Raw genomic sequence first — 25,751 nt, 5'->3', positions numbered from 1 at the left:
GCCCCGGCCGGGGCCCGCTCACTTGTCGATGTCGCCGACCACGAAGAACATCGACCCCAGGATCGCCACCATGTCCGCCACCAGCGTCCCCGGCAGCAGCTCGGTCAGCGCCTGGACGTTGTTGAAGGACGCCGAGCGCAGCTTGAGCCGCCACGGCGTCTTCTCGCCGCGCGAGACCAGGTAGTACCCGTTCAGGCCGAGCGGGTTCTCGGTCCAGGCGTACGTCTCGCCCTCCGGCGCCTTGAGCACCTTGGGCAGCCGCAGGTTGACCGGCCCGGCCGGCAGGCCGGCCAGCCGGTCGAGGCACGCGTCGGCGAGGTCGAGGGAGTTGGCGGTCTGCTCCAGCAGGCACTCGAACCGGGCCAGGCAGTCGCCCTCCTCCCGGACGGCCACCTTCAGGACGTCCCGCAGCTCCCCGTAGGCGAGGTAGGGCTCGTCGCGGCGCAGGTCGAAGTCGACGCCGCTGGCCCGGGCGATCGGCCCGCTGACGCCGTAGGCGTGCACGTGCGCGCGGGAGAGGACGCCGACGCCCGCCGTGCGGCCGCGGAAGATCTCGTTGCCGAGCACCAGGTCCTCGAAGACCGGCAGCTGCCCGCGGACCGTGCCGACCGCGCGCCGGACCCGGCCGAGCCAGCCGGCCGGAAGGTCCTCCTTGAGGCCGCCGACCCGGTTGAACATGTAGTGCATCCGGCCGCCGGAGGCCTCCTCCAGGACGTGCTGGAGCTCCTCGCGGCCGTTGAAGGAGTGGAAGATCGGGGTGATGCCGCCCAGTTCCAGCGGGTAGGAGCCGAGGAACATCAGGTGGTTGAGGACGCGGTTGAGCTCGGCCAGCAGCGTCCGCAGCCAGACCGCCCGCTCGGGCACCTCCATGCCGAGCATCCGCTCGACGGCCAGCACCACGCCCAGCTCGTTGGCGAACGCGGACAGCCAGTCGTGCCGGTTGGCCAGCATGACGATCTGCCGGTAGTCGCGGGCCTCGAAGAGCTTCTCCGCGCCGCGGTGCATGTAGCCGATCACCGGCTCGGCGGAGGTGATCCGCTCCCCGTCGAGCACCAGCTTCAGGCGGAGCACGCCGTGCGTGGACGGGTGCTGCGGGCCGATGTTGAGCACCATGTCGGTGCTGCCGCCGTCGCCGGGGAGCGTCTGCGCGCCCGGGCCGATGCCGACCGTGGTCTCCGTCATGGCCGTCGCCTCCTTCTACGAGGGGAGAGTCTGCCATCCCGGCAGGCCCGCGAGGTCGTCCGGTACCGGCATCCGGACGGCCTGGGCCAGCCAGTGGAACGCGCCGAGCCCGCCCGGGTCGGTGAGCTCGGCGGCCTCGCCCGCCCCGCCCAGGGCGCGCAGGTAGGCCGCCGGGTCGCTGCCCGCCAGCGCCAGCGGCGGGCGGGCGCCGCTGACGCCCAGCGCGCGCAGCGCCTCGCGCTGGGTGGTGAGCAGCGCCGGGTGCCCGGGGACCGCCGCCGCGTCGAGCGCGACGTGCGCGGTCAGGTCGCGGGAGCCGTCGGGGACGGGGGCGCACTCGCGGCCGTCCCGGAAGCCGGTCAGGGTGCCGAACGGCGGCCGGGCCGCCCGCAGGTGCCCGTAGTCGACGGCCACCGCCAGGCCCCGCTCCAGGGTGCCGACGGCCGCGGCCCAGGCGGCGTCCCGCGGGCCGCCCAGCTCGACCCGCTCCCCGTCCGGCCACCAGCGCCCGGCCCAGGCCGCGTCCGGCGGGTCCACCGGCCCGCCGGGCCGCTCCGCCCCGTCCGGCGCGACCTCGACGTAGCGCAGCCGCCCGTCCGCGCCGCGCTCGGCCACTTCCAGCGGGACGTTGTCCAGCCACTCGTTGGCGAACAGCAGGCCCCGGACGCCGGCGGGCGGCTCGGCGGACCAGCCGATCTCGGCGGGCAGGCCGGCCGGGCGGTCGGCCAGCTCGACGGCCCGGAGGTCCACCCGTCCGCGCAGCCCGGCGGGGAGCAGGTCGCGCACCGCGAGGGTGAGTTCGCCGCGGCCGGCGCCGACGTCGACGAAGGCCAGCCGCTCCGGCCGGCCGAGCGCCGCGTCGACCCCCGCCAGCAGGCGGGTGACGGCGGCGGCGAAGCGCGCGGAGGCGTGCACCGAGGTGCGGAAGTGCCCGGCCGGGCCCTCCGGCCCGCGGTAGAAGCCGCCGTCGGGCCGGTACAGGGCGTGTTCGATCGCGGGCCGCCACCGCATCCATGTCATGGTGGGCGACGTTACCGGGGCGGATGCGCCTCCACCCTGGGGAGTAGCCCCGGATCGACCTCGCGGCGGAGCGGAACGGCCCCGCGGACTCCCTACGCTGGAGACGTGCATCGACTCAACGCCTGGCTCCGCCGACATCCCGTGGTCGTCGACTCCGGCTGGGCGCTGCTCGTCCTGATGCTCGGCGTGCTCGCCGCGGTCGAGTCGAACGGCGTGCCGGACGACCCGCTGCCCTCCTGGAAGCACTACGCCGGCGTCGCGGTCGCCGTCCTGCTGCCCGCCCTGATGGTGGTCCGCCGCCGCCGGCCGGACGCCACCACCGCGGCGGCCGTCGCGCTCGGCCTGGGCCAGGTCGCGTTCGGGATCGACCCCAACGTGTCGAGCATCGCCTACCTGGTGTTCGGCTACACCGGCGCCGCGTTCGGCCACGCCTGGACGTCCCGGCTGGCGCTGGCGGCGAGCCTGGCGGCCGGCCCGCTGACGCTGTGGCGGCTGACGCCCGCGGAGCAGCGCCAGAGCGGCTACGGGGCGGTGTTCCTGGCCGTGCTGATGACCACCCCGTTCGTGCTGTGCTGGGCCTGGGGCCGGCTCACCCGGGTCCGCCGCGCCTACCTGGTCGAGCTGGAGGACCGGGCCGCCCGGCTGGAGCGCGAGCGCGACGCCCAGGCCCAGGTCGCGGTCGCCGCCGAGCGCGCCCGGATCGCCCGCGAGCTGCACGACGTGGTCGCGCACAACGTCTCGGTGATGATCGTCCAGGCCGACGGCGCCGCCTACGTGATGGACTCCTCGCCGCAGCAGGCCAAGGAGGCGCTCGGCACCATCGCGTCCACCGGCCGCCAGGCCCTCGCCGAGATGCGCCGCCTGCTCGGGGTGCTGCGCACCGCCGACACGGCCGGCGAGTACGTGCCGCAGCCCGGCGTCGAGGAGCTGCCCGACCTGCTGGAGCAGGTCCGCACGGCCGGCCTGCCGGTCGAGTTCGCCGCCACCGGCCAGGTCCGCGAACTGCCCCGCGGCCTGGAGCTGACGGTCTACCGGATCGTCCAGGAGGCGCTCACCAACGTCCGCAAGCACGGCGGGCCGAACGCCCGGGCCCGGGTCGCCGTCGACTTCCGGGAGAGCGACCTGGAGGTCCTGGTCGAGGACGACGGCCGCGGCTCCACCCGCGAACAGCTCTCCGGCGGCACCGACGGGCTCGGCCACGGCCTGATCGGCATGCGCGAGCGCGTCGGTATGGTCAGCGGCAGCCTGGACGTCGGGCCCCGGCCCGGCGGCGGCTTCCGGATCCGGGCCGTCCTGCCGCTCAGAGCGTCCGCCTGACCCACCCGCCCCCCACGCAAGGAGACCCGAGCGATGCCGATCCGCGTCATGCTGGTCGACGACCAGGAACTGCTGCGCACCGGCTTCCGGATGGTCCTGCAGTCACAGGGCGACATCGAGATCGCCGCCGAGGCGGGCGACGGCCAGCAGGCCGTCGAGGTGCTGCGCACCGCCGAGGTCGACGTGATCCTGATGGACGTCCGGATGCCCCGGCTCGACGGCGTCCAGGCCACCCGCCGGATCTGCCTCGACGAGCACGGCGCCCCGGTCGAGGGCGCCCCCCGGGTCCTCATCCTCACCACCTTCGACCTGGACGAGTACGCCTTCGCCGCGCTCAGGGCCGGCGCCTCCGGCTTCCTGCTCAAGGACGTCCCGCCCACCGAGCTGGTCGCCGCGATCCGCTCCGTGCACGGCGGCGACGCGGTGGTCGCCCCCACCACCACCCGCCGCATGATCGACCGCTTCGCGGAGGTCCTCCCCACCCCCGCCGGCACCCCCGGCTCTCCCGTGCTCGGCCCGCTCACCGACCGCGAGCGGGAGGTCTTCCTGCTGGTCGCCCAGGGCCTCTCCAACGGCGAGATCGCCGCCCGCCTGGTCCTCTCCGAAGCCACCGTCAAGACCCACGTCGGCCGCATCCTCGCCAAACTCGGCCTCCGCGACCGCGTCCAGGCCGTCGTCCTCGCCTACGAGAACGGCCTCGTCCGGGCCGGCGAGACCCCCTGACGGGGGGCCGCGGTGGCACGGGTGGGTGGGCGGGCCGGAAACCCCCGTACCATTGACCGGTACGTCTGGTACCCCTAGAGGACTGGAACGGAAGAGTGCTGCCCGACTTCGGAGACCCCTCCGACCCCGGTAACCGCCCCGCCCGGCTCACCGTGGGCGTCCTCGGCGCCGGCCGCGTCGGCCCCGCCCTGGGCGCCGCCCTGCAGCTCGCCGGCCACCGCGTGGTCGCCGCGTCCGGCGTCTCCGCCGCGTCCCGCCGCCGGGCCGAGGCCCTGCTGCCGGGGGTGCGGCTGGTCGCGCCCCCGCAGGTGACGGCCGCCGCGGACCTGGTGCTGCTGACCGTCCCGGACGACGTCCTGCCCGGTCTCGTGCAGGGCCTGGCCGCGACCGGCGCGGTCCGCCCGGGCCAGCTGCTCGTGCACACCTCGGGCGCGCACGGCGTGGCCGTGCTGGAGCCCGCCGCCCGGGCGGGCGCGCTGCCGCTGGCGCTGCACCCCGCAATGACCTTCACCGGCACCTCGGTGGACGTGGCCCGGCTGGCCGGCTGCCCGTTCGGGGTGACCGCCCCGGAGGAGCTGCGCCCGGTCGCCGAGGCCCTGGTGGTGGAGATGGGCGGCGAGCCGGCCTGGATCCCCGAGGAGGTCCGGCCGCTCTACCACACGGCGCTCGCGCACGGGGCGAACCACCTGGTGACGCTGGTCGCGCAGGCGATGGAGCTGCTGCGCACGGCGGGCGTCCAGGAACCCGGCCAGCTGCTCGGCCCGCTGCTGGGCGCGGCCCTGGACAACGCCCTGCGCTCGGGCGACCTCGCGCTGACCGGCCCGGTGGCCCGCGGTGACGTCGGGACGGTGCGCACGCACCTGGACCGACTCGCTACGGTGACCCCGGACATCGGCCAGGCGTACCGGGCGATGGCGCGGGCGACCGCCCAGCGCGCGGTGGCCAACGGCACGTTGAAGCCGGAGCCGGCGGCGGCGCTGCTGGACGTACTGAACGAGGAGAAGCACTGATGGCACGCGACAGGCGCCCGGCGAAGGCCCCGAGGGCGGCGAAGGCCCGCACGGCGGTGCTGACCCGCACCGTGGAGGAGTTCGAGGCCGCGTTCTGGCCGGACGAGCAGCCGGTGGACAACGCCGTGGTGATGACCATGGGCGCGCTGCACGCGGGCCACGCGGCGCTGGTGCGGGAGGCCCGCCGCCGGGTCGGCCGGGACGGCCGGGTCGCGGTGACGGTCTTCGTGAACCCGCTGCAGTTCGGCGCCGGCGAGGACCTGGACCGCTACCCGCGCACCCTGGACGCGGACCTCGCGCTCGCCGAGGAGGCGGGCGCGGACGTGGTGTTCGCCCCGTCCGTGGACGAGGTGTACCCGAACGGGGAGCCGCTGGTGCGGCTCTCGGCTGGCCCGATGGGCGACGGCTTCGAGGGCGCGTCCCGCCCGGGGCACTTCGACGGGATGCTGACCGTGGTCGCCAAGCTGCTGCACATCACCGACCCGGACTTCGCGGTGTTCGGCGAGAAGGACGCCCAGCAGCTGGCGATCGTCCGCCGGATGGTCGCCGACCTGGACTTCGACGTGGAGGTGGTCGGCGTCCCGACCGTCCGCGAGGAGGACGGCCTGGCGCTGTCCTCGCGCAACCGCTTCCTCTCCGAGGAGGAGCGCACCCGGGCGCTCGCCCTCTCCCGCGCCCTGTTCGCCGGCCGGGACGCCGGCGCGCAGGGCCCGAAGGCCGTCCGCGCGGCGGCCGCCGCCGTGCTGGAGGGCGCGGACGGCCTCTCCCCCGACTACCTCGCCCTGGTCGATCCGCTCTCCTTCACCGAGGCGCCGGACGACTTCCGGGGCGAGGCGGTGCTCGCCGTCGCGGCCCGGGTCGGCTCGACCCGGCTGATCGACAACGTGAGCGTCATCGTCCGCTAGCCCGGACGCCCGGGGCGGCCGGCCTCCCGAGGTCCCGGCCGCCCCGTCCACCACCGGTAGGCACCACCAGGCATGCACTCACAGGAGGCGTGACCCATGTTCCGCACCATGCTCAAGTCCAAGATCCACCGTGCCACCGTCACCCAGGCCGACCTGCACTACGTCGGTTCGGTGACGGTCGACGAGGACCTGCTCGACGCCGCGGACCTGCTCCCCGGCGAGCTGGTCCACATCGTCGACATCAACAACGGCGCCCGGCTGGAGACCTACACCATCGCCGGGCCGCGCGGCTCGGGCGTCATAGGCATCAACGGCGCCGCCGCGCGCCTGGTCCACCCCGGCGACCTGGTGATCCTGATCGCCTACGGGCAGATGGACACCGCCGAGGCCAAGGCGTACCTGCCGAAGGTGGTGTTCGTCGACGAGCGCAACCGGATCACCGGCCTCGGCGGCGACCCCGCGGACGCCCCCGAGGGCAGCGGACTGGTGCGCGGGGACGGCGCGTACGGTGGTGCGAACGGCGCGGCCGACGCCGCCGCGCGCTGAAGGAGCAGCTGAACCCATGTCGCACCGCCTGACCGCCCCCGCCCCCGGCTGGACCACGAGCACCGACGTGGTCGTGATCGGCTCCGGCGTGGCCGGGCTCACCGTCGCGCTCAACGCCCGCAAGGCCGGCCTGCGGGCCATGGTGGTGACCAAGGCGGTGCTGGACGAGGGCTCCACCCGCTGGGCCCAGGGCGGCATCGCCGCCGCCCTGGGCGAGGGCGACACCCCGGAGCAGCACCTCCAGGACACCCTGGTCGCGGGCGCCGGCCTGTGCGACGAGGAGGCGGTGCGCACCCTGGTCACCGAGGGCCCGGCCGCGGTGCGCCGGCTCATCGAGGCGGGCGCCGAGTTCGACCTCGACGAGGACGGCGAGATCGTGCTGACCCGCGAGGGCGGCCACCACCGCCGCCGGATCGCGCACGCCGGCGGCGACGCCACCGGCGCCGAGATCGAGCGCGCCCTGGTCGCCGCGGTCGAGGCCGACCCGGGCCTGGAGCTGATCGAGCACGCCCTGGTCCTGGACCTGCTCACCGACGCCGACGGGCACGCCTCCGGCGTCACCCTGCACGTGATGGGCGAGGGCCAGCGCGACGGCGTCGGCGCGATCCTGGCCCGGGCCGTGGTGCTGGCCACCGGCGGCATGGGCCAGGTCTTCTCGGCCACCACCAACCCGGCGGTCTCCACCGGGGACGGCGTCGCGCTCGCCCTGCGGGCCGGCGCCGAGGTCACCGACCTGGAGTTCGTCCAGTTCCACCCGACCGTGCTGTTCCTCGGCCCGGACGCCCAGGGCCAGCAGCCGCTGGTCTCCGAGGCGGTCCGCGGCGAGGGCGCGCACCTGGTCGACGCGGACGGGGTCCGCTTCATGGTCGGCCAGCACGAACTGGCCGAACTCGCCCCGCGCGACATCGTCGCCAAGGCGATCATCCGCCGGATGCACGAGCAGGGCGCCCGGCACATGTACCTGGACGGGCGGCACTTCGGCGCCGAAATGTGGGAGCACCGCTTCCCCACCATCCTGGCCGCCTGCCGGGCGCACGGCATCGACCCGGTCACCGAGCCGATCCCGGTCTCCCCGGCCGCCCACCACGCCTCCGGCGGCGTCCGCACCGACCTGCACGGCCGCACCACCGTCCCGGGCCTGTACGCCTGCGGCGAGGTCGCCTGCACCGGCGTGCACGGCGCCAACCGGCTGGCCTCCAACTCGCTGCTGGAGGGCCTGGTCTTCGCCGAGCGGATCGCCGCCGACCTGGCCGCGCTGAACGCCGCCGGCCGGCTCCCGGCCCGCACCGTCACCACCGACGCGGCGCACGCGGCCGAGCCCGTCCCGCTGCTGCCCGCCGGGGCCCGCGGCGAGCTCCAGCAGCTGATGTCCGCCGGCGCGGGCGTGATCCGCTCCGCGGACTCGCTGGCCGCCACCGCCGAGGGGCTGGCCGGCCTGGCCGACCCGGACCGCCCCGGCTCCCCGTCCGTGGAGACCTGGGAGGCCACCAACCTGCACCAGGTCGCCACCGCCCTCACCACCTCCGCCGCCCTGCGCCAGGAGACCCGCGGCTGCCACTGGCGCGAGGACTTCCCCGACCGCGACGACGCCCACTGGCACCGCCACGTCGTCCACCCGCTCGCCGGCTGACGTCCGCGCGCGCACCCCCGCCAGCCGATCCCCGTACCGCCGACACCTGGAGCCCCGCCACCATGTCCCACTCCGAACTGCCCCTCCTGTCCACCGAGTCCGGCGGCTGCGGCGACGGCTGCGCGTGCGGCGAGGGCGAGGAGTACGAGACCGGTCTCGACCCGGCGCTCGCCGCCCTGCTGGAGGACGCCGGGCTGGACCCGGTCGAGGTGGAGGACGTGGCCATGACGGCCCTGTCCGAGGACCTGGCCGGCGGCGAGGACGTCACCTCGGTGGCGACCGTCCCGGCCGAGGCCGTCGCCACCGCCGACTTCACCGCCCGCCAGGCGGGCGTGGTGGCCGGGCTGCGGGTGGCGGAGGCCGTCGTCTCGCTGGTCTGCGAGGAGGAGTTCGAGGTCGAGCGGCACGTCGAGGACGGCGAGCGGGTCGCCCCCGGCCAGGTGCTGCTCTCGGTGCGCAGCCGCACCCGGGACCTGCTCACCGCCGAGCGCTCGGCGCTGAACCTGCTCTGCCACCTGTCCGGCATCGCCACCGCGACCCGGGCCTGGGCGGACGCCCTGGAGGGCACCGGCGCGGTGGTCCGCGACACCCGCAAGACCACCCCGGGCCTGCGCGCGCTGGAGAAGTTCGCGGTGCGGGCCGGCGGCGGCGCCAACCACCGGATGGCGCTCTCGGACGCCGCGCTGGTCAAGGACAACCACGTGGTCGCCGCAGGCGGCGTGGTGGAGGCGTTCACCGCCGTGCGCGAGGCGTTCCCGGAGCTGCCGATCGAGGTGGAGGTGGACACGGTCGAGCAGATCGCGCCCGTCCTGGAGGCCGGCGCGGACCTGATCCTGCTGGACAACTTCACCCCCGCGCAGCTGCGCGAGGCGGTCGCGCTGGTGGCCGGCCGGGCGAAGCTGGAGGCCTCCGGCGGCCTGACCCTGGCCACCGCGCGCGAGGTCGCCGGGACCGGGGTCGACTACCTGGCCGTCGGCGCCCTGACGCACTCCGCCCCGATCCTCGACATCGGCCTGGACCTCCGCAGCTCCTGACCCTTCGAACCCCGACCCTTCGAAGCAGAAAGCGCCCCCATGCTCCTCACCATCGACGTCGGCAACACCCAGACCACGCTCGGCCTGTTCGACGGCGAGGAGATCGTCGAGCACTGGCGGATCTCCACCGACCCGCGCCGCACCGCGGACGAACTCGCGGTGCTGATGCAGGGCCTGATGGGCGCCCACCCGATCGTCTCGGCGGACGACCGGGTGGCCGGCCTGGCGATCTGCTCCTCGGTGCCGGCCGTCCTGCACGAACTGCGCGAGGTGACCCGCCGCTACTACGGGGACGTCCCGGCGGTGATCGTCGAGCCGGGCGTGAAGACCGGCGTGCACGTGCTGATGGACAACCCGAAGGAGGTCGGCGCGGACCGGATCGTCAACGCGCTGGCCGCCAACCACCTGTACGGCGGCCCGTGCATCGTGGTCGACTTCGGCACCGCGACCACCTTCGACGCGATCAACGCGCGCGGCGACTACGTGGGCGGCGCGATCGCCCCGGGCATCGAGATCTCGGTCGACGCCCTGGGCGGCCGGACCGCGATGCTCCGCAAGATCGAGCTGGCCCGCCCGCGGAACGTGATCGGCAAGAACACCGTCGAGGGCATGCAGTCGGGCATCCTGTACGGCTTCGCCGGCCAGGTCGACGGCCTGGTCAACCGGATGGCCAAGGAGCTCGCCAAGGACCCGAACGACGTCCAGGTGATCGCCACCGGCGGCCTGGCCCCGCTGGTGCTCGGCGAGGCCGACTCGATCGACGTGCACGAGCCCTGGCTGACCCTGATCGGCCTGCGGCTGATCTTCGAGCGCAACCGCCCGGCCACCGCCGCCTGACGCCCCCGGCCACCGCCGCCCGACACCCCCGGCCGCCCCGCCCGGGCCCCGGTCCGCCCCGGCGGGCGCCGGGGCCCGCCGCGTTCCCGGGGCGCGGCCGGCCCGCGGGCCATCTCATAGGCCAATCGGGACAAACACGTCATCAATCGCCATAAGTCGGACGTACGACACGTACTGTCGACCCATGCCAACGCCACACGGATCGCGCGGCGGCATGGCCTTCAGCGCCGATGAAGTCCGGGTGCTGCGCCGTGTCCTCGCCCAAGCCCTCTACCCGGCCGCGCCCGACCGGCTCCCGCTGCCCGCCGCGGCCGGCGAACTGTGGACCGAGGACGTCCAGGACGCGCTGCGGCTGACCGAGGCCATCGACGAGGCGGTCCAGGAGGGCGGGCGGCTGCGGGCCTTCATGCTCACCGACCTGGCCCGCTACCGGGCCGCCCTGCCCGGGAGCGTCGCGGGCTACCTGGACCGCCTGGAGGAGGCCGTCGCCGACGGCTACCTGCCCACCGCCGAGGACCTCTCGGCCCTGCGCTCGCTGTCCCGCCAGCCCTGCGGCCCGCCCGAACAGGCCCGCCGCTCCCGGCTCGCCGGGCGCTGCCACGCGCTCGCCGAGGCCGAGGTCCGCGAGCGGCTCTCGCTGGGCTCCGGCCAGCGGCACCTCGCGGCGGTGCCCAGCCCGGCGTCCGAACCCCAGTCCGCCACCCCAGTCGCAGGACGGTCCCCGATGAACGACCAGCAGCCCCCGCACCCGGCCGAGCGCCCCCGCCCCCGCCGGATGCCCACCCCCGCCGAGCTGTTCGGCCGCCGCGCCCGCTCGGCCCCCCACCAGGAGCCCCCGGCCGACGAGGAGCACCCGGAACTCGCCACCGGCACCGACGGCTGACCGGCCGCCGCGCCCCGGGCCCCCTCCGTCCGGAGGGGGCCCCGCCGTTCCCGGCGCGCCCCCGCCGACATCCCGTGACGGAGCGGGCCGTGAGCCTGGCTACCCTGGTGGGGTGAGTGATCAGAGCACCGTCCCCGCGACCGACGACCTTCCCGAGCAGATGCGCGTCCGGCGCGAGAAGCTGGACCGGCTCCGGGCGGCCGGCGTCGACCCGTACCCGGTCGGCTTCCCCCGCACCACCACCATCGCCGAGCTGCGCGACAAGCACCCCGACCTGGCCGCGGACACCGCCACCGGCGAGCGGGTCGGCGTCACCGGCCGGGTGGTCCTGGCCCGCACCGGCGGCAAGCTCTGCTTCGCCACCCTGCGGGACGGCTCCGGCGACCTCCAGGTGATGCTCTCCCTGGACAGGCTGGGCGCCGAGCGGCTGGCCGCCTGGAAGGGCGACATCGACCTCGGCGACCAGGTCGGCGTCGAGGGCGAGGTGATCACCTCCAAGCGCGGCGAGCTCAGCGTGATGGTCGACCGCTGGGAGCTCACCGCCAAGTGCCTGCGCCCGCTGCCGGACAAGCACAAGGGCCTGAACGACCCGGAGGCCCGGGTCCGCCAGCGCTACGTGGACCTGATCGTCAACCCCGAGGCGCGCGAGATGCTCCAGCTGCGCACCCGGGTGATCCGCTCGATCCGCCGCACCTACGAGGACCGCGGCTACCTCGAGGTCGAGACCCCGATGCTGCAGCCGATCCACGGCGGCGCCAACGCCCGCCCGTTCACGACGCACATCAACGCGTACGGCATCGACCTGTACCTGCGCATCGCCACCGAGCTGTACCTCAAGCGCCTGGTGGTCGGCGGTGCCGAGAAGGTCTTCGAGATCAACCGGAACTTCCGCAACGAGGGCGCGGACGCCACCCACAACCCGGAGTTCACCGCCCTGGAGTCGTACGAGGCGTACGGCGACTACGACACCCAGGCCGAGCTGATCCGGGCGGTCATCGTCAACGCCGCCCGGGACGCGCTGGGCACCACCGTGGTCAGGGGCCTCGGCCCGGACGGCGCCGAGCACGAGATCGACCTGGCCGAGCCCTGGGAGGAGGTCTCGGTCTACCCGGGCATCTCCGCCCACCTGGGCACCGAGGTCACCCCGGCCACCTCCGCCGAGGAGCTGCGGAAGCTGGCCGCCGAGCACGGCCTGGGCGAGTACCTGGACCCGGCCTGGGACCACGGCCAGATCGTGCTGGAGCTGATCGAGCGCCTGCTGGAGCACCACGCGATCCGGCCGACCTTCATCAGGGACTACCCGACCTCGGTCTCCCCGCTGACCCGGCGGCACCGCTCGGTCGAGGGCGTCGCGGAGAAGTGGGACCTGGTGATCTTCGGCACCGAGATCGGCACCGCCTACTCCGAGTTGATCGACCCGGTCGAGCAGCGCGCCCGGCTCACCGCGCAGTCGCTGCTGGCGGCCGGCGGCGACGTCGAGGCGATGCAGCTGGACGAGGACTTCCTGCGCGCCCTGGAGTACGCGATGCCGCCCACCGGCGGCCTCGGCCTGGGCGTGGACCGCCTGATCATGCTGCTCACCGGCAAGAACATCCGCGAGACGGTGCTCTTCCCGCTGGTGAAGCCGGAGAAGGCGGCGAAGAACGAGCGGACCGCCGCCGAGGGCGCGTCCGACCCGACCGAGGAGTAACCGATGGAGTACGTCAGCGCGATCGTCCCGCCGCTGGTCATGGCGGTCGGTTTCGCCTTCCTGGTGCGGGCCATCATCCGCAGCCAGGGCGGCGCCCAGAAGGCCAAGGAGGACGCCGCCGCCGAGGCCATGGCGGCGCGTTCCGCCGCCGAATAGCGGTCTCCGGGCCGGCGCGCCGCTCCCCCCTCCGGGGAGCGGCGCGCCGGTCCGTTTGCCGTTTGCCGCCTTTTGTCCGCATCGGCCCTATCCTTGGCGGCACTATGGTGCGGCGACTCGGAGAACTCGAGAACGACATCATGACCCGGGTGTGGCAGTGGAACCGCCCGGTCACGGTTCGGGAGGTTCTGCAGGATCTGCGGGCGGAACGCGAAATCGCGTACACCACCGTGATGACGGTGCTCGACAAGCTCTATCGAAAGGGCTGGGTGCGCCGGGAGCGCGCCGGGCGCGCATACCGATATGAGCCGGTCTCCTCCCGGGAGGCGTACACCGCCGCGCTGATGAACGACGCCTGGGCGACGAGCGACAATCCGGCCGCCGCCCTGGTGCACTTCTTCGGGATGATGTCCCCGGAACAGCGCGAGTGGTTGCGCGACGCGCTGCGGGTGGCGGGCGCCGATACCGAGGAGACCGGGCCGCCCGCGGCACGATAACGTTCCCCGGCATGGAGGTCACCATCCGCCGTGCGCGGACCACCGACGTGCGCGCCGTCCGCCGGCTCATCGACGCGTACTCCCGGGACGGCATTCTGCTCGACAAGCCGACCGTCACCCTGTTCGAATCCGTCCAGGAGTTCTGGGTCGCCGAACGCGACCAGGACGGCCGAGTGGTGGCCTGTGGCGCGCTGCACGTGATGTGGGAGGACCTCGCCGAGGTGCGCACCCTCGCGGTGGACCCGGTCTGCAAGGGCCTCGGTATCGGGCACCTGCTGCTGGCCAAGCTGCTGGAGACCGCGCGCTGGCTCGGCGTCCGTCGGATTTTCTGCCTGACGTTCGAGGTTCCGTTCTTCTCGAAACACGGCTTCGTGGAGATCGGCGAAAACGACGATCGTACGGCAGACCCGGCGGCCGTGGCCACAGAAGTCTATGAAGAACTCCTGCGCTCGTACGACGAAGGCGTCGCCGAGTTCCTCGACCTGGAGCGGGTGAAGCCGAACACGCTGGGCAACTCGCGGATGCTGCTGCACCTGTGAGTCATGCCCCGCGGCACGACCGGCGACACAGGGGTTTGTGTTTTCCGGGAAAAGACGCTTTCCTTTCTCCAGGCAATGGATCGTTATCGCGGAAAGGGAAGCCCGTGGCACAGAGGGTTCAGGTCATTCTGGAAGACGATCTCGACGGCGGCTCCGCGGACGAGACGGTGACGTTCGCCCTGGACGGCGTGGCCTACGAGATCGATCTGAAGAGCGACAACGCGGAGAAGCTCCGCGACCTGCTCGCCCCGTACGTCGAGAAGGGCCGCAAGCAGAGCGGCCGGCTGACCGCCCCGCGGCGCGGCGGCAGCGGCGGCGGGCGCAGCGGCGGCGGCCGGTCCGCCGCGGCCGGGCAGGCCGACACCGCCAAGATCCGCACCTGGGCGAAGGAGAACGGCCTCCCCGTCAACGACCGCGGCCGCGTCCCGAGCAACGTGCGCGAGGCGTACGAGAAGGCCAACGCCTCCTGACGGCGGCTCCCGAGGGAGCCGCCCGGGCCCCGGCGGGGCTCTCAGCGGGCGGGCGGCAGGCCCAGCCGTTCCCGCGCGCAGGCGTCCGCGAGGGCGTCCAGCAGGTGCAGCAGGGCGGGCGAGCGCAGGTCCAGGGCGGGCCGCGGCGCTCCGGCCCGCAGCCAGTCGGCGGTCCGCGGTTCGGGCACCCGGGGGTCTCCCGGGTGCGCCGCCCGGGCCTCGATCGGCAGCCCCAGCTCGGGGCCCCAGCCCAGCCAGCGGAGCAGCTCGGGCACCGGCTCGGCGGCCCCCGGGGCGAGCAGGAAGACGGCCCGGCCGGACTGCCGCAGCACCGGCCCGGTGGGGCGGCCCAGCCGCTCCAGCCGGCCCAGCGCGGCCCGCGCGGGCCCCAGCGGCGCGGTCACCCGGTCCGATCCGCGCCAGCCGACCGCCGCACGGGGTGCGGCCGGGGCGGGCGGCGGCGGACGGGTCACGACCTGTGCAACGCTGGAGGGGCCGGGCGGTCACGCGACCGCCACCGGGACGGCGGTGAGCCGCCCGCGGCCGACCTGACGGCCCGTCAGCCGGGTCCCCGGTCGGCGGACTTCTCGCCAGGCGAACACAGACCCCGGGAAACCACGCGAAACCCGCCGGATTACCGGGTATGAATGCTGGTGGACGGGCTCCGCGGAGTCCGCCCGCGGCACACCGCGGGGCCGGTCCGCCGGTTCCGCCGGACCGTGTTCGCCGTTGGCGTAGCGGGATCCGGTGCATCGGGCCCGTCGCTGGGAACACCGTCTCCCAGCATCAGGTTGGGAAAGGTGTCGGCTGGTCGCGCAGCATGTTGCTCCCGCTCCGTGGGAGTTCCGTAGCCGCGCTGCTGAGCGGGACTAGCATGCGGAAGGACAGGGCGGGGACGGCCCCCGAACTGACCGACCGCTCTGAGGAGCGATTAACGATGTTCGAGAGGTTCACCGACCGCGCGCGGCGGGTTGTCGTCCTGGCACAGGAAGAAGCCCGGATGCTCAACCACAACTACATCGGCACCGAGCACATCCTCCTGGGCCTGATCCACGAGGGCGAGGGTGTCGCCGCAAAGGCGCTGGAGAGCCTCGGCATCTCGCTCGAGGCGGTCCGCCAGCAGGTGGAGGAGATCATCGGCCAGGGCCAGCAGGCCCCGTCCGGGCACATCCCCTTCACCCCCCGGGCGAAGAAGGTCCTGGAGCTGTCGCTCCGCGAGGCGCTTCAGCTCGGCCACAACTACATCGGCACCGAGCACATCCTGCTCGGCCTGATCCGCGAGGGCGAGGGCGTCGCCGCCCAGGTCCTGGTGAAGCTCGGCGCCGACCTGAACCGGGTGCGCCAGCAGGTCATCCAGCTGCTGTCCGGCTACCAGACCGGCAGCGGCAAGGAGTCGGCCACGGCCGGCGGCCCCGCCGAGGGCACCCCCTCCACCTCCCTGGTGCTCGACCAGTTCGGGCGCAACCTGACGCAGGCCGCCCGCGAGGCCAAGCTCGACCCGGTGATCGGGCGCGAGAAGGAGATCGAGCGGGTCATGCAGGTGCTGTCCCGCCGCACCAAGAACAACCCGGTGCTGATCGGCGAGCCCGGCGTCGGCAAGACCGCCGTCGTCGAGGGCCTGGCCCAGGCGATCGTCAAGGGCGAGGTCCCGGAGACGCTGAAGGACAAGCAGCTCTACACGCTCGACCTCGGCGCCCTGGTGGCCGGCTCGCGCTACCGCGGTGACTTTGAGGAGCGCCTGAAGAAGGTGCTCAAGGAGATCCGCACCCGCGGCGACATCATCCTGTTCATCGACGAGCTCCACACCCTGGTGGGTGCGGGCGCCGCCGAGGGCGCGATCGACGCCGCCTCCATCCTGAAGCCGATGCTGGCCCGCGGTGAGCTGCAGACCATCGGCGCCACCACGCTGGACGAGTACCGCAAGCACCTGGAGAAGGACGCCGCGCTGGAGCGCCGCTTCCAGCCGATCCAGGTCGCCGAGCCCTCGCTCCCGCACACCATCGAGATCCTCAAGGGCCTGCGCGACCGGTACGAGGCGCACCACCGGGTCTCGATCACCGACGCCGCCCTGGTCGCCGCCGCCACCCTGGCCGACCGGTACATCTCGGACCGCTTCCTGCCGGACAAGGCGATCGACCTGATCGACGAGGCCGGTTCCCGGATGCGCATCCGCCGGATGACCGCGCCGCCGGACCTGCGCGAGTTCGACGAGAAGATCGCCGACGTGCGCCGGGAGAAGGAGTCCGCGATCGACGCGCAGGACTTCGAGAAGGCCGCGTCGCTGCGCGACAACGAGAAGCAGCTGCTCCAGGCGAAGGCCAAGCGGGAGAAGGAGTGGAAGGCCGGCGACATGGACGTCGTGGCCGAGGTGGACGAGGAGCTCATTGCCGAGGTCCTGGCCACCGCCACCGGCATCCCGGTCTTCAAGCTGACCGAGGAGGAGTCCTCGCGCCTGCTGCGCATGGAGGACGAGCTGCACAAGCGGGTCATCGGCCAGGAGGACGCGATCAAGGCGCTCTCCCAGGCGATCCGCCGCACCCGGGCGGGTCTGAAGGACCCGAAGCGCCCCGGCGGCTCGTTCATCTTCGCCGGCCCGTCCGGCGTCGGTAAGACCGAGCTGTCCAAGACCCTGGCGGAGTTCCTGTTCGGGGACGAGGACGCGCTGATCGCGCTGGACATGTCCGAGTTCTCGGAGAAGCACACCGTCTCCCGGCTGTTCGGCTCCCCGCCCGGCTACGTGGGCTACGAGGAGGGCGGCCAGCTCACCGAGAAGGTGCGGCGCAAGCCGTTCTCGGTGGTCCTGTTCGACGAGGTCGAGAAGGCCCACCCGGACATCTTCAACTCGCTGCTGCAGATCCTGGAGGACGGTCGCCTGACCGACTCCCAGGGCCGGGTCGTGGACTTCAAGAACACGGTCATCATCATGACCACCAACCTCGGCACCCGGGACATCTCCAAGGGCTTCAACCTGGGCTTCGCGGCCACGGGCGACGTCCAGGCCGGCTACGAGCGGATGAAGGCGAAGGTCGGCGAGGAGCTCAAGCAGCACTTCCGCCCCGAGTTCCTGAACCGCGTCGACGACATCGTCGTCTTCCACCAGCTGTCCGAGGCGAACATCATCGAGATCGTCGACCTGATGATCGCCCGGGTCGACCAGCGGATGAAGGACCGCGACATGGGCATCGAGCTCAGCGTCGAGGCCAAGCAGCTGCTGGCCAAGCGCGGCTACGACCCGATCCTGGGCGCGCGTCCGCTGCGCCGCACGATCCAGCGGGAGATCGAGGACCACCTGTCCGAGAAGATCCTATTCGGTGAGCTGCGGGCCGGCCACATCGTGGTGGTCGGTGTGGAGGGCGAGGGCAAGGAAGCCAAGTTCACCTTCCGCGGTGAGGAGAAGTCCCCGGTGGCGGACACTCCCGCGGCGGTCTCGGCGGCCGGTCCGGACCTGACCAAGTAATAGCCCCGCAAAGCGTTCGGCAAGCCGCCGCCCCCGACCTGATCAGGTCGGGGGCGGCGGTTTTCTGCCGTCCCGCTCTTCAGTTGAAAAACTGTTTAGGTTTCCGTGTGCTGTGAATGCGGACGGGCGGCCCGCCGAACGGGTGGAGCGCGGTGCGGTGCGGGCACGACCGACCCTTGACCGGCAGGAATGGTGGGTAGGTTGACGGACCGTCAGCGAAACCGGGGTGCGGGAGCATAGCGGCGTGGCCACGCCAGGGTCAAGGTCTTTCTTTTTTACCGGACCTTGGGTCAAATGTCGTCCACCTGTCTTGCATTGGTTCACCGGTTCGGCCGACCAGCCCGACCGGTAAGGGGAGGACGTCACCACGTTGAAGATAACCAAGAGGGCCGTCGCGGCTTCCGCCGCCATCGCGGTGACCGCCGCGCTGGGCGCCGGAATGCTCCCGGGGACCGCCACCGCCGCCCCCGCGACCAAGACGGCCACCGACCCGGCCGAGGCGCTCCAGAACGACAGCGTCCCGCGCGAACTGCAGAGCCCGCTGGCCGACAAGCAGCAGGCCGAGCAGACCGCCGCGGTGGAGCAGCTGGTCAACGGGACCGCGAAGGTCGAGCAGCACGGCAGCGGCTCCTCGATCAAGCTGGGCCGGGACAAGTACGTCGAGCTGTCCCGCGAGCGCACCGACAAGATCTTCACGATCCTGGTGGACTTCGGCACCCAGGTGGACACCACCACCACGACCGCCGACGGCAAGGTCAAGTACGGCGGCACCCCCGGCCCGGCGCACAACCAGATCGCCGCCCCGGACCGCAAGAACGACAACTCGACGGCCTGGCAGGCGGACTACAACCAGGCGCACTACCAGGACATCTACTTCGCGAAGAACAAGCCCTCGCTGAAGACGTACTACGAGCGCCAGTCCTCCGGCCGGTACTCGGTCGACGGCCTGGTCACCGACTGGGTGCGGGTGCCGTGGAACGAGGCCCGCTACGGCTCGGACTACTGCGGCCAGCACGTCTGCGCCAACGCGCAGGACCTGATCCGCGACGGCATCGACGCCTGGGTCGCCGACCAGAAGGCCAAGGGCCGCACCGACGCCCAGATCAAGGCCGACCTGGCGCAGTACGACCAGTGGGACCGCTACGACTACGACGGCGACGGCAACTTCAACGAGCCGGACGGCTACCTGGACCACTTCCAGATCGTCCACGCCGGTGAGGACCAGTCGGCCGGCGGCGGCGTCCAGGGCACCGACGCGCTGTGGGCGCACCGCTCCTACGCGTACGCCAACCAGGCCGGCAAGACCGGCCCGGACAACAACAAGCTCGGCGGCACCCAGATCGGCGCCACCGGCCTGTGGGTCGGCGACTACACCATGCAGCCGGAGAACGGCGGCCTGGGCGTGTTCGCCCACGAGTACGGCCACGACCTGGGCCTGCCGGACCTGTACGACACCTCCGGCCAGGGCATCGACAACTCGGTCGGCTTCTGGTCGCTGATGTCCTCCGGCTCCTGGCTGGGCGAGGGCAAGAACGAGATCGGCGACATGCCGAACGACCTCGACGTCTGGTCGAAGCTCAAGCTGGGCTGGCTGAACTACGACACCGCCAAGGCCGGCAAGGAGTCGCTCTCGCTGCTCGGCCCGGTCGAGTACAACAGCAAGCGCAAGCAGGGCCTGATCGTCAACCTGCCGGCGAAGACCGTCACCACCGAGGTCAACACCCCGTTCGAGGGCGCCAACGAGTGGTGGAGCGGCAGCGCCGACGACCTGAACGTCGCGCTGACCCGTGACCTGGACCTGACCGGGAAGACCTCGGCCACGCTGACCGCGAAGGCCTGGTTCGACCTGGAGACGGACTACGACTACGCGTACGCCGAGGTCTCCACCGACGGCGGCAAGAACTGGACCCCGCTGGCCGGCACCTTCAACGGCGCCGCGCTGCCGGACAACGCCATCAACGGCTCCAGCAACGGCGCCTGGGGCGACCTGTCCTTCCCGCTGGACGCGTACGCCGGCAAGGCCGTCAAGATCCGCTTCCACAACACCACCGACGGCGGCGTCCACTACAAGGGCCTGGCCCTGGACAACATCGCGGTGACCGCGGACGGCGCGGCCCTGTTCACCGACGGCGCCGAGAACGGCGACAACGGCTGGACCGCCACCGGGTTCTCCCGGATCACCGGCAAGTTCGCCAAGGACTACGACCAGCACTACCTGGTCGAGAACCGCCAGTACATCTCGTACGACACCACGCTGAAGACCGGCCCGTATAACTTCGGCTCGGCCGCCCGTCCGGACTGGGTGGAGCACTACGCCAACCAGAACGGCATCCTGATCTGGCTGTGGGACTCCTCGCAGTCGGACAACAACGTGGCCAACCACCCGGGCCAGGGCCTGATCCTCCCGATCGACGCCCACCCGGCCCCGCTGAAGTGGAGCGACGGCACGCTGCTGCGCCCGCGCTTCCAGGGCTACGACTCGACCTTCGGCTTCGAGCGCACCGACGGCCTGAACATCCACAAGGCCGACGTGCTCACCAAGATCCCGAGCTCGCGCGGTGTGACGGTCTTCAACGACCACACCACCAAGTACTGGTCGGCCGACAACCCGTACAGCAGCGTCCAGGTCCCGGACACCGGCACCCAGATCGAGGTGCTGTGGCAGTCCTACAACGACCTGGAGGCCCTGATCCACGTCAAGCCGGTCCGGAAGAAGTGACCCGGCGGTAGCGACAGCGAGGGCCCCGGCGGTTTCCGAACTGCCGGGGCCCTTCGCGTGCCCGGCGCGCGCCGGGGCGGCCGGGGCGGGCCGGTCAGAGCAGGGCGAGGAAGTCCTCCAGCGCCTCGGTGACCTCCTCGGCGCTCCACTCGGCGGCGTCGGCGGCCACCGTCACCTCGGTCATCGACAGGCCGGGCAGCGGGCCCGGCTCGCGCCAGGCGCCGAACAGCGCGACGCCCTGCTCCTCGGCCTGCCGTAGACCGGCCTCGTTCAGGCGGTCGGCGGGGTGCGGCAGCCAGAACCGGAACTGGTGGGTGTGCGGCGGCTCGGGGTGCACCCGGGCGCCCGGGGCCCCGGCGAGCGCGGCGGCGACCACCTTGGCGTGCGCCACGTACCCGGGCAGCCGGGGCAGCTCGCGCTCCAGGCCGGCCAGCGCGGAGAGCACCGCCGGCCACTGCTGCCAGAGGTTGCCGCCGTAGCGGTGCCGCCAGACCCGCAGCCGGCGCACGTACTCCTCCTCGCCGGCCACCAGGGCGCCGCTGTGGCCGCCGAGCGACTTGTAGCAGGAGACGTACACCGAGCCGGCCCGGGCGCAGACCTCCGGCAGGGTGCGGCTCAGGTGCGGGGCGGACTCCCAGAGCCGGGCCCCGTCCAGGTGGACCGGGCGGCCCTGGCGCTCGGCCAGCTCGTACAGCGCCTCCAGCTCGGCCCAGTCGGGCAGCAGGAAGCCGGCGTCGCGCAGCGGCAGCTCCAGCATCAGCACGTCGTACGGCTCGTCCAGGGCGGCCAGCTCGGCGGCGGCGGGGTGCCGGGGGGCGGTGGTCTGCGGGACGCTGCGCAGGCCGGAGAGCACCTGGTGGGCGCGGCGCTCGTGCACCTCGGGGTGGGCGAGCGGGTGCATGGCGACCACCGGGCCGTGGGTGTCGGCCCAGGTCTTGAGGGCGGCCTGCTGGGCCATCGTCCCGGTCGGGAAGTAGGCGGCGTCGGGCTTGCCGAGCAGCTCGGCGGTGCGCCGCTCCAGGGTGCGGACGATGCCGCTGCCGTACATGTCGACGGGCTCGTCCAGCGGGAGGGGGCCGTCGCCCAGGGCGGCCAGGGCGGCGAGCGCCTCGCGGACGGTCTGCGGGCGGCCGCCGGAGAGCAGGCGGTCGGCCTGGCGGCGGGCCCGGAAGCGGCGGTCCTGAACAGGGGTGTCGTTCATCAGCTGATCATCTCCGACGGGGGGTTCCCCGGCCGGGGCCGAGGGCGGGTGGATCGGATCGCGCAGCTGGTTCGAAAGCCGGTTCTACCCGGACCGGTTCGGGCCCAAACCGGGCGCTCGCCGGTGGCACTGCTCACAGCACATTTCCGACATACGACCCACCGTAGGAGGTTTGGGGCGGCAAAAGCCGTTCCGCCCGAGGCTCCGAGGGGGTATTCCCCGCCCCTCACGCACTACCGGCCGTCGTAGGTCACACGCTTGGGCCTGCGCATCCGGTTCGTTTACACCGGAGTCGTTCCACCAGTTCGGCGAGTCGCACCGACTCGGCCCCGCACTGGCCCCGTCCGTGAGGTACCGACTCCGATGCGTTCTCTCCCCGCCACCGGCCGCCGGGTTCTCCAGGCGATCAGCACCGGCCACGTCCGTTCCGTGCTCTCCTCCGCGCCGCTGACCACCGCCCGACTGGCCCCCGCCAAGGCGATCGCCTCCGGCGCCGCGGTGGTCGCCGCCGGCGCCCTGCTGATCCCCACCGGGCAGGCCATCGCGCAGAGCGGGCACCCGGCCGACCACGCCGCCGCGGCCACCGCCGCCACCGGCACCGCCACCGCCACCGCCACCGCCGTGCAGGACTTCCGCCTGCCGGTCCAGGCCGAGCAGCCGGTCGGGCAGACCGCCGCGGTCAAGGCCGCGGTCGTCGCCTCGCTGGGCGGCGGCTCCGGGGCGGACGCCCCGGCCCAGGCCCAGACCCAGCCCCGGGCCCAGGACGAGTCGGCCTCCCGCAGCGAGGAGCGCACCGAACTGCTGGCCGCCGGACAGAGCGACGAGCAGCAGGCCGCCGCCCAGGCCGCCGCCGACCAGCAGGCGGCGGAGCAGCAGGCCGCCCAGGCCGCCGCCGAGCAGCAGGCGGCCCAGGCCGCCGCTGAGCAGGCAGCCCAGCAGGCCGCCGCCGAGCAGCAGGCGGCCCAGGCCGCCGCCGAACAGGCAGCCGCCCAGCAGGCCGCCGCCGAGCAGGCCGCCGCCGCCGCGAAGCCGGCCTGGTCCTCCCCCGCGCCGGGCGCGACGATCAGCAACCCGTACCACAAGACCAACGCGGCGTACGCGGCCGGCTACCACACCGGCACCGACTTCGCGGTCTCGGTCGGCACCCCGGTGCTGGCGGTCGGCGACGCCACCGTGGTGTCCTCCGGCTACGCGGGCGCCTACGGCAACCAGATCGTGCTGAAGCTCTCCGACGGCCGCTTCGCGCAGTACGCGCACCTGTCGCAGCTGGGCGTCAAGGCCGGGCAGCACGTGGACGCGGGCGACCAGGTCGGCAAGTCCGGCAACACCGGCAACTCGCACGGCCCGCACCTGCACTTCGAGATCCGCACCGCCAACCAGTACGCGAAGGTGATCGACCCGGTCGGCTACCTGAAGCAGCACGGCGCGACCAACTTCTGATCCGCCGCCCGCCGCACCCCGCCGAGCCGTCCGCGCCTACCGCGCGGGCGGCTCGATGCGTGCCGCGACCTCCAGCGCGACCTCCAGGGCCGCGTCCATCGCCTCCTCGACCGAGGGGCCCGGCCGGTCGGGCTCGCACAGGTCCGCCTTGAGCAGGAACATCGCCGAGTGCACGGAGGTCAGCGCCACGGTGGCGCGCAGCCGGTCGCGGAAGGTCGGCTCCGGCCCGTGCAGCAGGCCGATCATCCGGATCATCCGGTCCTTGAACGCCAGCCCGGCCGCAGACTCCCGCAGCGCGGGCTGGTTCTCGTGGAAGAAGCGCAGCAGCGGGGCCCGCTCGCCCATCCCGGCCGCGAAGCGGCGCAGCAGCTCGTCGCGGAGTCCGGGCGACCAGGGCCTGCCCTCGCCGTAGGCGATGGCGTCGTCGAGCGGGGCGGCCATCTTCTCCACGATGCCGCGGACGATGTCGTCCTTGGTCTTGAAGTGGTAGTAGAGGGCGGCCTTGGTGACGCCGAGGCGGTCGGCGATCTCCCGCAGCGAGGTCTTCTCGTAGCCGTGCTCGGCGAACAGCTCCAGGGCCACGTCGATGATCCGCGCTCTGGTGTCGCTGCGGGGGCTCTGGGTGGTGGTCATCGCTGGCGGCCTGCCTCTTAAGCGGGGAGCGGACGGGTGTCAAGGTCCGGTTCTCTCGGCATTCTCCCTGCCCAGAGGGTCTGCTTCGAAACTGGCTTGACGACCGGCTAGGGAACAACCTACCGTGCCGGACGACGATTAACTAGCCGGTCGTCAAGTAAGTACCGCCGCGGCACCCCGCGGCTCCTGCGCCCCGGGAGAGACGCACCATGACAACCCAGCAGTCCGAGGCGGTTCCGGAGGAGCCGTCGGTCGAACTCGGGAAGCCCGACGAGTTCGAGCAGCGCCCGCACCGCGAAGTCCGCCTGGTGATGGTCGGCCTGGTGATCACCATGCTGCTCGCCATGCTCGACAACCTGATCGTCGGCACCGCGATGCCGACCATCGTCGGCGAACTGAACGGCGCCGAGCACATGTCCTGGGTGGTGACGGCCTACACCCTGGCCACCGCCGCCTCCACCCCGATCTGGGGCAAGGTCGGCGACCTGTACGGCCGCAAGGGCTCGTTCCTGGTCTCGATCGCCATCTTCCTGCTCGGCTCGGCGCTGTCCGGCCTGTCGCAGACCATGGACCAGCTGATCGCCTTCCGGGCCGTCCAGGGCCTGGGCGCCGGCGGTCTGATGGTCGGCGTGATGTCGATCATGGGCGCGCTGGTGCTGCCCCGCGACCGCGGCAAGTACCAGGGCATGTTCGCCGCCGTGATGGCGCTGGCCACCGTCGGCGGCCCGCTGATCGGCGGCTTCATCACCGACCACCTGAGCTGGCGCTGGACGTTCTACGTCAACCTGCCGCTGGGCGCGATCGCGCTGGCCTTCGTCGTCGTCGTGCTGAAGCTGCCCAAGGTCCGCTCCAACGCGAAGATCGACTACTTCGGCGCGGTCCTGCTCACCGTCGGCATCGTCTCGGCCGTGCTGATCACCACCTGGGGCGGCCACGAGTACGCCTGGGGCTCGAAGCAGATCCTCGGCCTGGGCGCGCTCGGCGTGGCCTCGCTGATCGGCTTCTGCTACGTCGAGCAGCGGGTCGCCGAGCCGGTCCTGCCGCTCAAGCTGTTCCGGAACCGGAACTTCACCATGGTCTCGATCATCGGCTTCATCGTCGGCTTCTCGATGTTCGGCGCGGTGACCTTCCTGCCCACCTACCAGCAGATCGTCCAGGGCGCCTCGGCGACCAACTCCGGCCTGCTGCTGATGCCGATGATGTTCGGCATGCTCGTGGTCTCGCTGGTGGTCGGCCAGGCCATCACCCGGACCGGCAAGTACCGGATCTACCCGATCATCGGCACCGCGGTGATGGCCGGCGGCTCGCTGCTGCTCTCCACCCTCTCGGTGGACACCACCAGCTTCGCCTCCTCCTGCTACATGGTGGTGCTCGGCGCCGGCATGGGCTTCCTGATGCAGGTCACCATGCTGGTCGCGCAGAACAGCGTGGAGATGAAGGACATGGGCGTCGCCTCGTCCTCCGCCACCCTGTTCCGCACCATCGGCGGCTCGTTCGGCGTGGCGCTGTTCGGCACCCTGTACATCAACCAGGTCAACGACTCCATCAAGGCCCTCCCCCCGGAGACCCTGGCCAAGATGGCCCAGGGCGGCGGCGAGGGCATGTCGGCGATGAACCCGGCCACCCTGAAGCAGCTGCCGGCGGACGTGCTCAACGCCTACCAGCACGGCATCTCCAACGGCATGCACACCGTCTTCCTGTGGGGCACGGTGATCAGCCTGGTCGCCGTCGTCGCCGCGCTGTTCGTCCGCGAGGTCAAGCTCCGCGGCGGCGCGGACGCCGCCGAGGCCAAGGCCGAGGCCGCCCTGGAGGGCGCGCTCTGACGCCCCCCGCGGCCTGAACGCGCGGCGGCCCGGGACCGA

The 25,751-nt window shown here is 72.9% G+C and carries 23 protein-coding genes; 18 read left to right on the top strand and 5 right to left on the bottom strand.

Features of this window, described 5'->3' with window-relative positions; translation table 11 throughout:
* Window positions 1-18 precede the first annotated feature (18 nt).
* Both K353_RS25910 and K353_RS25905 read right to left on the bottom strand, forming a co-directional pair.
* Window positions 19-1,182, bottom strand: a complete 1,164-nt coding sequence (locus K353_RS25910) for an NADH-quinone oxidoreductase subunit D (protein ID WP_111555949.1) — start codon at window positions 1,180-1,182, stop codon at window positions 19-21.
* A 15-nt stretch (window positions 1,183-1,197) separates the two neighbouring features.
* Window positions 1,198-2,202, bottom strand: a complete 1,005-nt coding sequence (locus K353_RS25905) for an SAM-dependent methyltransferase (RefSeq protein WP_111555948.1) — start codon at window positions 2,200-2,202, stop codon at window positions 1,198-1,200.
* Window positions 2,203-2,307: 105 nt separating this feature from the next.
* Here K353_RS25905 and K353_RS25900 point away from each other — a divergent pair, with 105 nt between their 5' ends.
* The 14 genes from K353_RS25900 to K353_RS25840 all read left to right on the top strand — a co-directional run bounded on the left by K353_RS25900 (window position 2,308) and on the right by K353_RS25840 (window position 14,439).
* Window positions 2,308-3,519, top strand: a complete 1,212-nt coding sequence (locus K353_RS25900; RefSeq protein ID WP_199528247.1) for a sensor histidine kinase — start codon at window positions 2,308-2,310, stop codon at window positions 3,517-3,519.
* Window positions 3,520-3,552: 33 nt separating this feature from the next.
* Entirely contained in the window at window positions 3,553-4,242 is a 690-nt protein-coding gene (locus K353_RS25895) for a response regulator transcription factor (protein ID WP_111555946.1), read from the top strand.
* A 95-nt stretch (window positions 4,243-4,337) separates the two neighbouring features.
* Window positions 4,338-5,252 (top strand): Rossmann-like and DUF2520 domain-containing protein, encoded by a 915-nt coding sequence (locus K353_RS25890; RefSeq protein WP_111555945.1) that lies wholly within the window; start codon window positions 4,338-4,340, stop codon window positions 5,250-5,252.
* Window positions 5,252-6,157 carry a pantoate--beta-alanine ligase gene (gene panC, locus K353_RS25885; protein ID WP_111555944.1) on the top strand — a complete coding sequence of 302 codons (906 nt, stop codon included), beginning with the start codon at window positions 5,252-5,254 and terminating at the stop codon, window positions 6,155-6,157. The genes K353_RS25890 and panC overlap by 1 nt, the downstream gene beginning before the upstream one ends.
* Window positions 6,158-6,253: 96 nt before the next feature.
* Window positions 6,254-6,703, top strand: coding sequence for an aspartate 1-decarboxylase (gene panD / locus K353_RS25880; RefSeq protein WP_100837693.1), 450 nt, complete (start codon window positions 6,254-6,256; stop codon window positions 6,701-6,703).
* A 16-nt stretch (window positions 6,704-6,719) separates the two neighbouring features.
* On the top strand, window positions 6,720-8,333 hold the full coding sequence (locus tag K353_RS25875) for an L-aspartate oxidase (RefSeq protein WP_111555943.1): 1,614 nt from the start codon (window positions 6,720-6,722) through the stop codon (window positions 8,331-8,333).
* 62 nt (window positions 8,334-8,395) lie between these two features.
* Complete coding sequence (gene nadC / locus K353_RS25870) at window positions 8,396-9,367, top strand: carboxylating nicotinate-nucleotide diphosphorylase (protein ID WP_111555942.1); 972 nt, start codon at window positions 8,396-8,398, stop codon at window positions 9,365-9,367.
* Window positions 9,368-9,406: 39 nt separating this feature from the next.
* A complete protein-coding gene (locus K353_RS25865) occupies window positions 9,407-10,204 on the top strand; it encodes a type III pantothenate kinase (protein ID WP_111555941.1) in 798 nt (265 codons plus the stop codon).
* Between the two features lie 184 nt (window positions 10,205-10,388).
* Complete coding sequence (locus K353_RS25860; RefSeq protein WP_111555940.1) at window positions 10,389-11,087, top strand: hypothetical protein; 699 nt, start codon at window positions 10,389-10,391, stop codon at window positions 11,085-11,087.
* Between the two features lie 112 nt (window positions 11,088-11,199).
* Window positions 11,200-12,777 carry a bifunctional lysylphosphatidylglycerol synthetase/lysine--tRNA ligase LysX gene (gene lysX, locus K353_RS25855; RefSeq protein ID WP_111555939.1) on the top strand — a complete coding sequence of 526 codons (1,578 nt, stop codon included), beginning with the start codon at window positions 11,200-11,202 and terminating at the stop codon, window positions 12,775-12,777.
* A gap of 3 nt (window positions 12,778-12,780) precedes the next feature.
* Window positions 12,781-12,933: a hypothetical protein gene (locus K353_RS34945; protein ID WP_199528246.1), complete on the top strand. Its 153-nt coding sequence runs from the start codon at window positions 12,781-12,783 to the stop codon at window positions 12,931-12,933.
* A 104-nt stretch (window positions 12,934-13,037) separates the two neighbouring features.
* Window positions 13,038-13,430, top strand: a complete 393-nt coding sequence (locus K353_RS25850; RefSeq protein ID WP_111555994.1) for a BlaI/MecI/CopY family transcriptional regulator — start codon at window positions 13,038-13,040, stop codon at window positions 13,428-13,430.
* Window positions 13,431-13,441: 11 nt separating this feature from the next.
* The gene (locus K353_RS25845; RefSeq protein WP_111555938.1) at window positions 13,442-13,969 is read left to right on the top strand and encodes an amino-acid N-acetyltransferase; all 528 of its coding nucleotides are present in this window, start codon (window positions 13,442-13,444) and stop codon (window positions 13,967-13,969) included.
* Window positions 13,970-14,073: 104 nt separating this feature from the next.
* Window positions 14,074-14,439 (top strand): Lsr2 family protein, encoded by a 366-nt coding sequence (locus tag K353_RS25840; protein ID WP_100837685.1) that lies wholly within the window; start codon window positions 14,074-14,076, stop codon window positions 14,437-14,439.
* Between the two features lie 41 nt (window positions 14,440-14,480).
* Here K353_RS25840 and K353_RS25835 read toward each other — a convergent pair whose 3' ends face one another.
* On the bottom strand, window positions 14,481-14,843 hold the full coding sequence (locus K353_RS25835) for a hypothetical protein (RefSeq protein WP_111555937.1): 363 nt from the start codon (window positions 14,841-14,843) through the stop codon (window positions 14,481-14,483).
* Window positions 14,844-15,376: 533 nt separating this feature from the next.
* Between K353_RS25835 and K353_RS25830 the strand changes: the two genes are divergently transcribed.
* Together K353_RS25830 and K353_RS25825 are read left to right on the top strand one after the other, a co-directional pair.
* Complete coding sequence (locus K353_RS25830) at window positions 15,377-17,896, top strand: ATP-dependent Clp protease ATP-binding subunit (protein WP_100837683.1); 2,520 nt, start codon at window positions 15,377-15,379, stop codon at window positions 17,894-17,896.
* A gap of 439 nt (window positions 17,897-18,335) precedes the next feature.
* Window positions 18,336-20,615, top strand: a complete 2,280-nt coding sequence (locus tag K353_RS25825) for an immune inhibitor A domain-containing protein (protein ID WP_233533842.1) — start codon at window positions 18,336-18,338, stop codon at window positions 20,613-20,615.
* A 94-nt stretch (window positions 20,616-20,709) separates the two neighbouring features.
* Here K353_RS25825 and K353_RS25820 read toward each other — a convergent pair whose 3' ends face one another.
* Window positions 20,710-21,816, bottom strand: a complete 1,107-nt coding sequence (locus tag K353_RS25820) for a low specificity L-threonine aldolase (RefSeq protein WP_111555936.1) — start codon at window positions 21,814-21,816, stop codon at window positions 20,710-20,712.
* Between the two features lie 363 nt (window positions 21,817-22,179).
* Here K353_RS25820 and K353_RS36640 point away from each other — a divergent pair, with 363 nt between their 5' ends.
* Window positions 22,180-23,256: a M23 family metallopeptidase gene (locus tag K353_RS36640; RefSeq protein WP_111555935.1), complete on the top strand. Its 1,077-nt coding sequence runs from the start codon at window positions 22,180-22,182 to the stop codon at window positions 23,254-23,256.
* Between the two features lie 36 nt (window positions 23,257-23,292).
* On the opposite strand, the gene K353_RS36965 is transcribed toward K353_RS36640, so the two are convergent.
* Window positions 23,293-23,889: a TetR/AcrR family transcriptional regulator gene (locus tag K353_RS36965; RefSeq protein WP_111555934.1), complete on the bottom strand. Its 597-nt coding sequence runs from the start codon at window positions 23,887-23,889 to the stop codon at window positions 23,293-23,295.
* A 209-nt stretch (window positions 23,890-24,098) separates the two neighbouring features.
* On the opposite strand from K353_RS36965, the gene K353_RS25805 reads away from it, so the two are divergent.
* The gene (locus K353_RS25805) at window positions 24,099-25,712 is read left to right on the top strand and encodes an MDR family MFS transporter (protein ID WP_111555933.1); all 1,614 of its coding nucleotides are present in this window, start codon (window positions 24,099-24,101) and stop codon (window positions 25,710-25,712) included.
* Window positions 25,713-25,751 lie beyond the last annotated feature (39 nt).

This window comes from Kitasatospora sp. SolWspMP-SS2h (assembly GCF_003259315.1).
In the GTDB taxonomy this organism is placed as follows: Bacteria; Actinomycetota; Actinomycetes; order Streptomycetales; family Streptomycetaceae; genus Kitasatospora; species Kitasatospora fiedleri.
The sequence above is the reverse complement of the archived record's forward strand: the minus strand, read 5'-3'. Positions and strand labels throughout refer to the sequence as shown.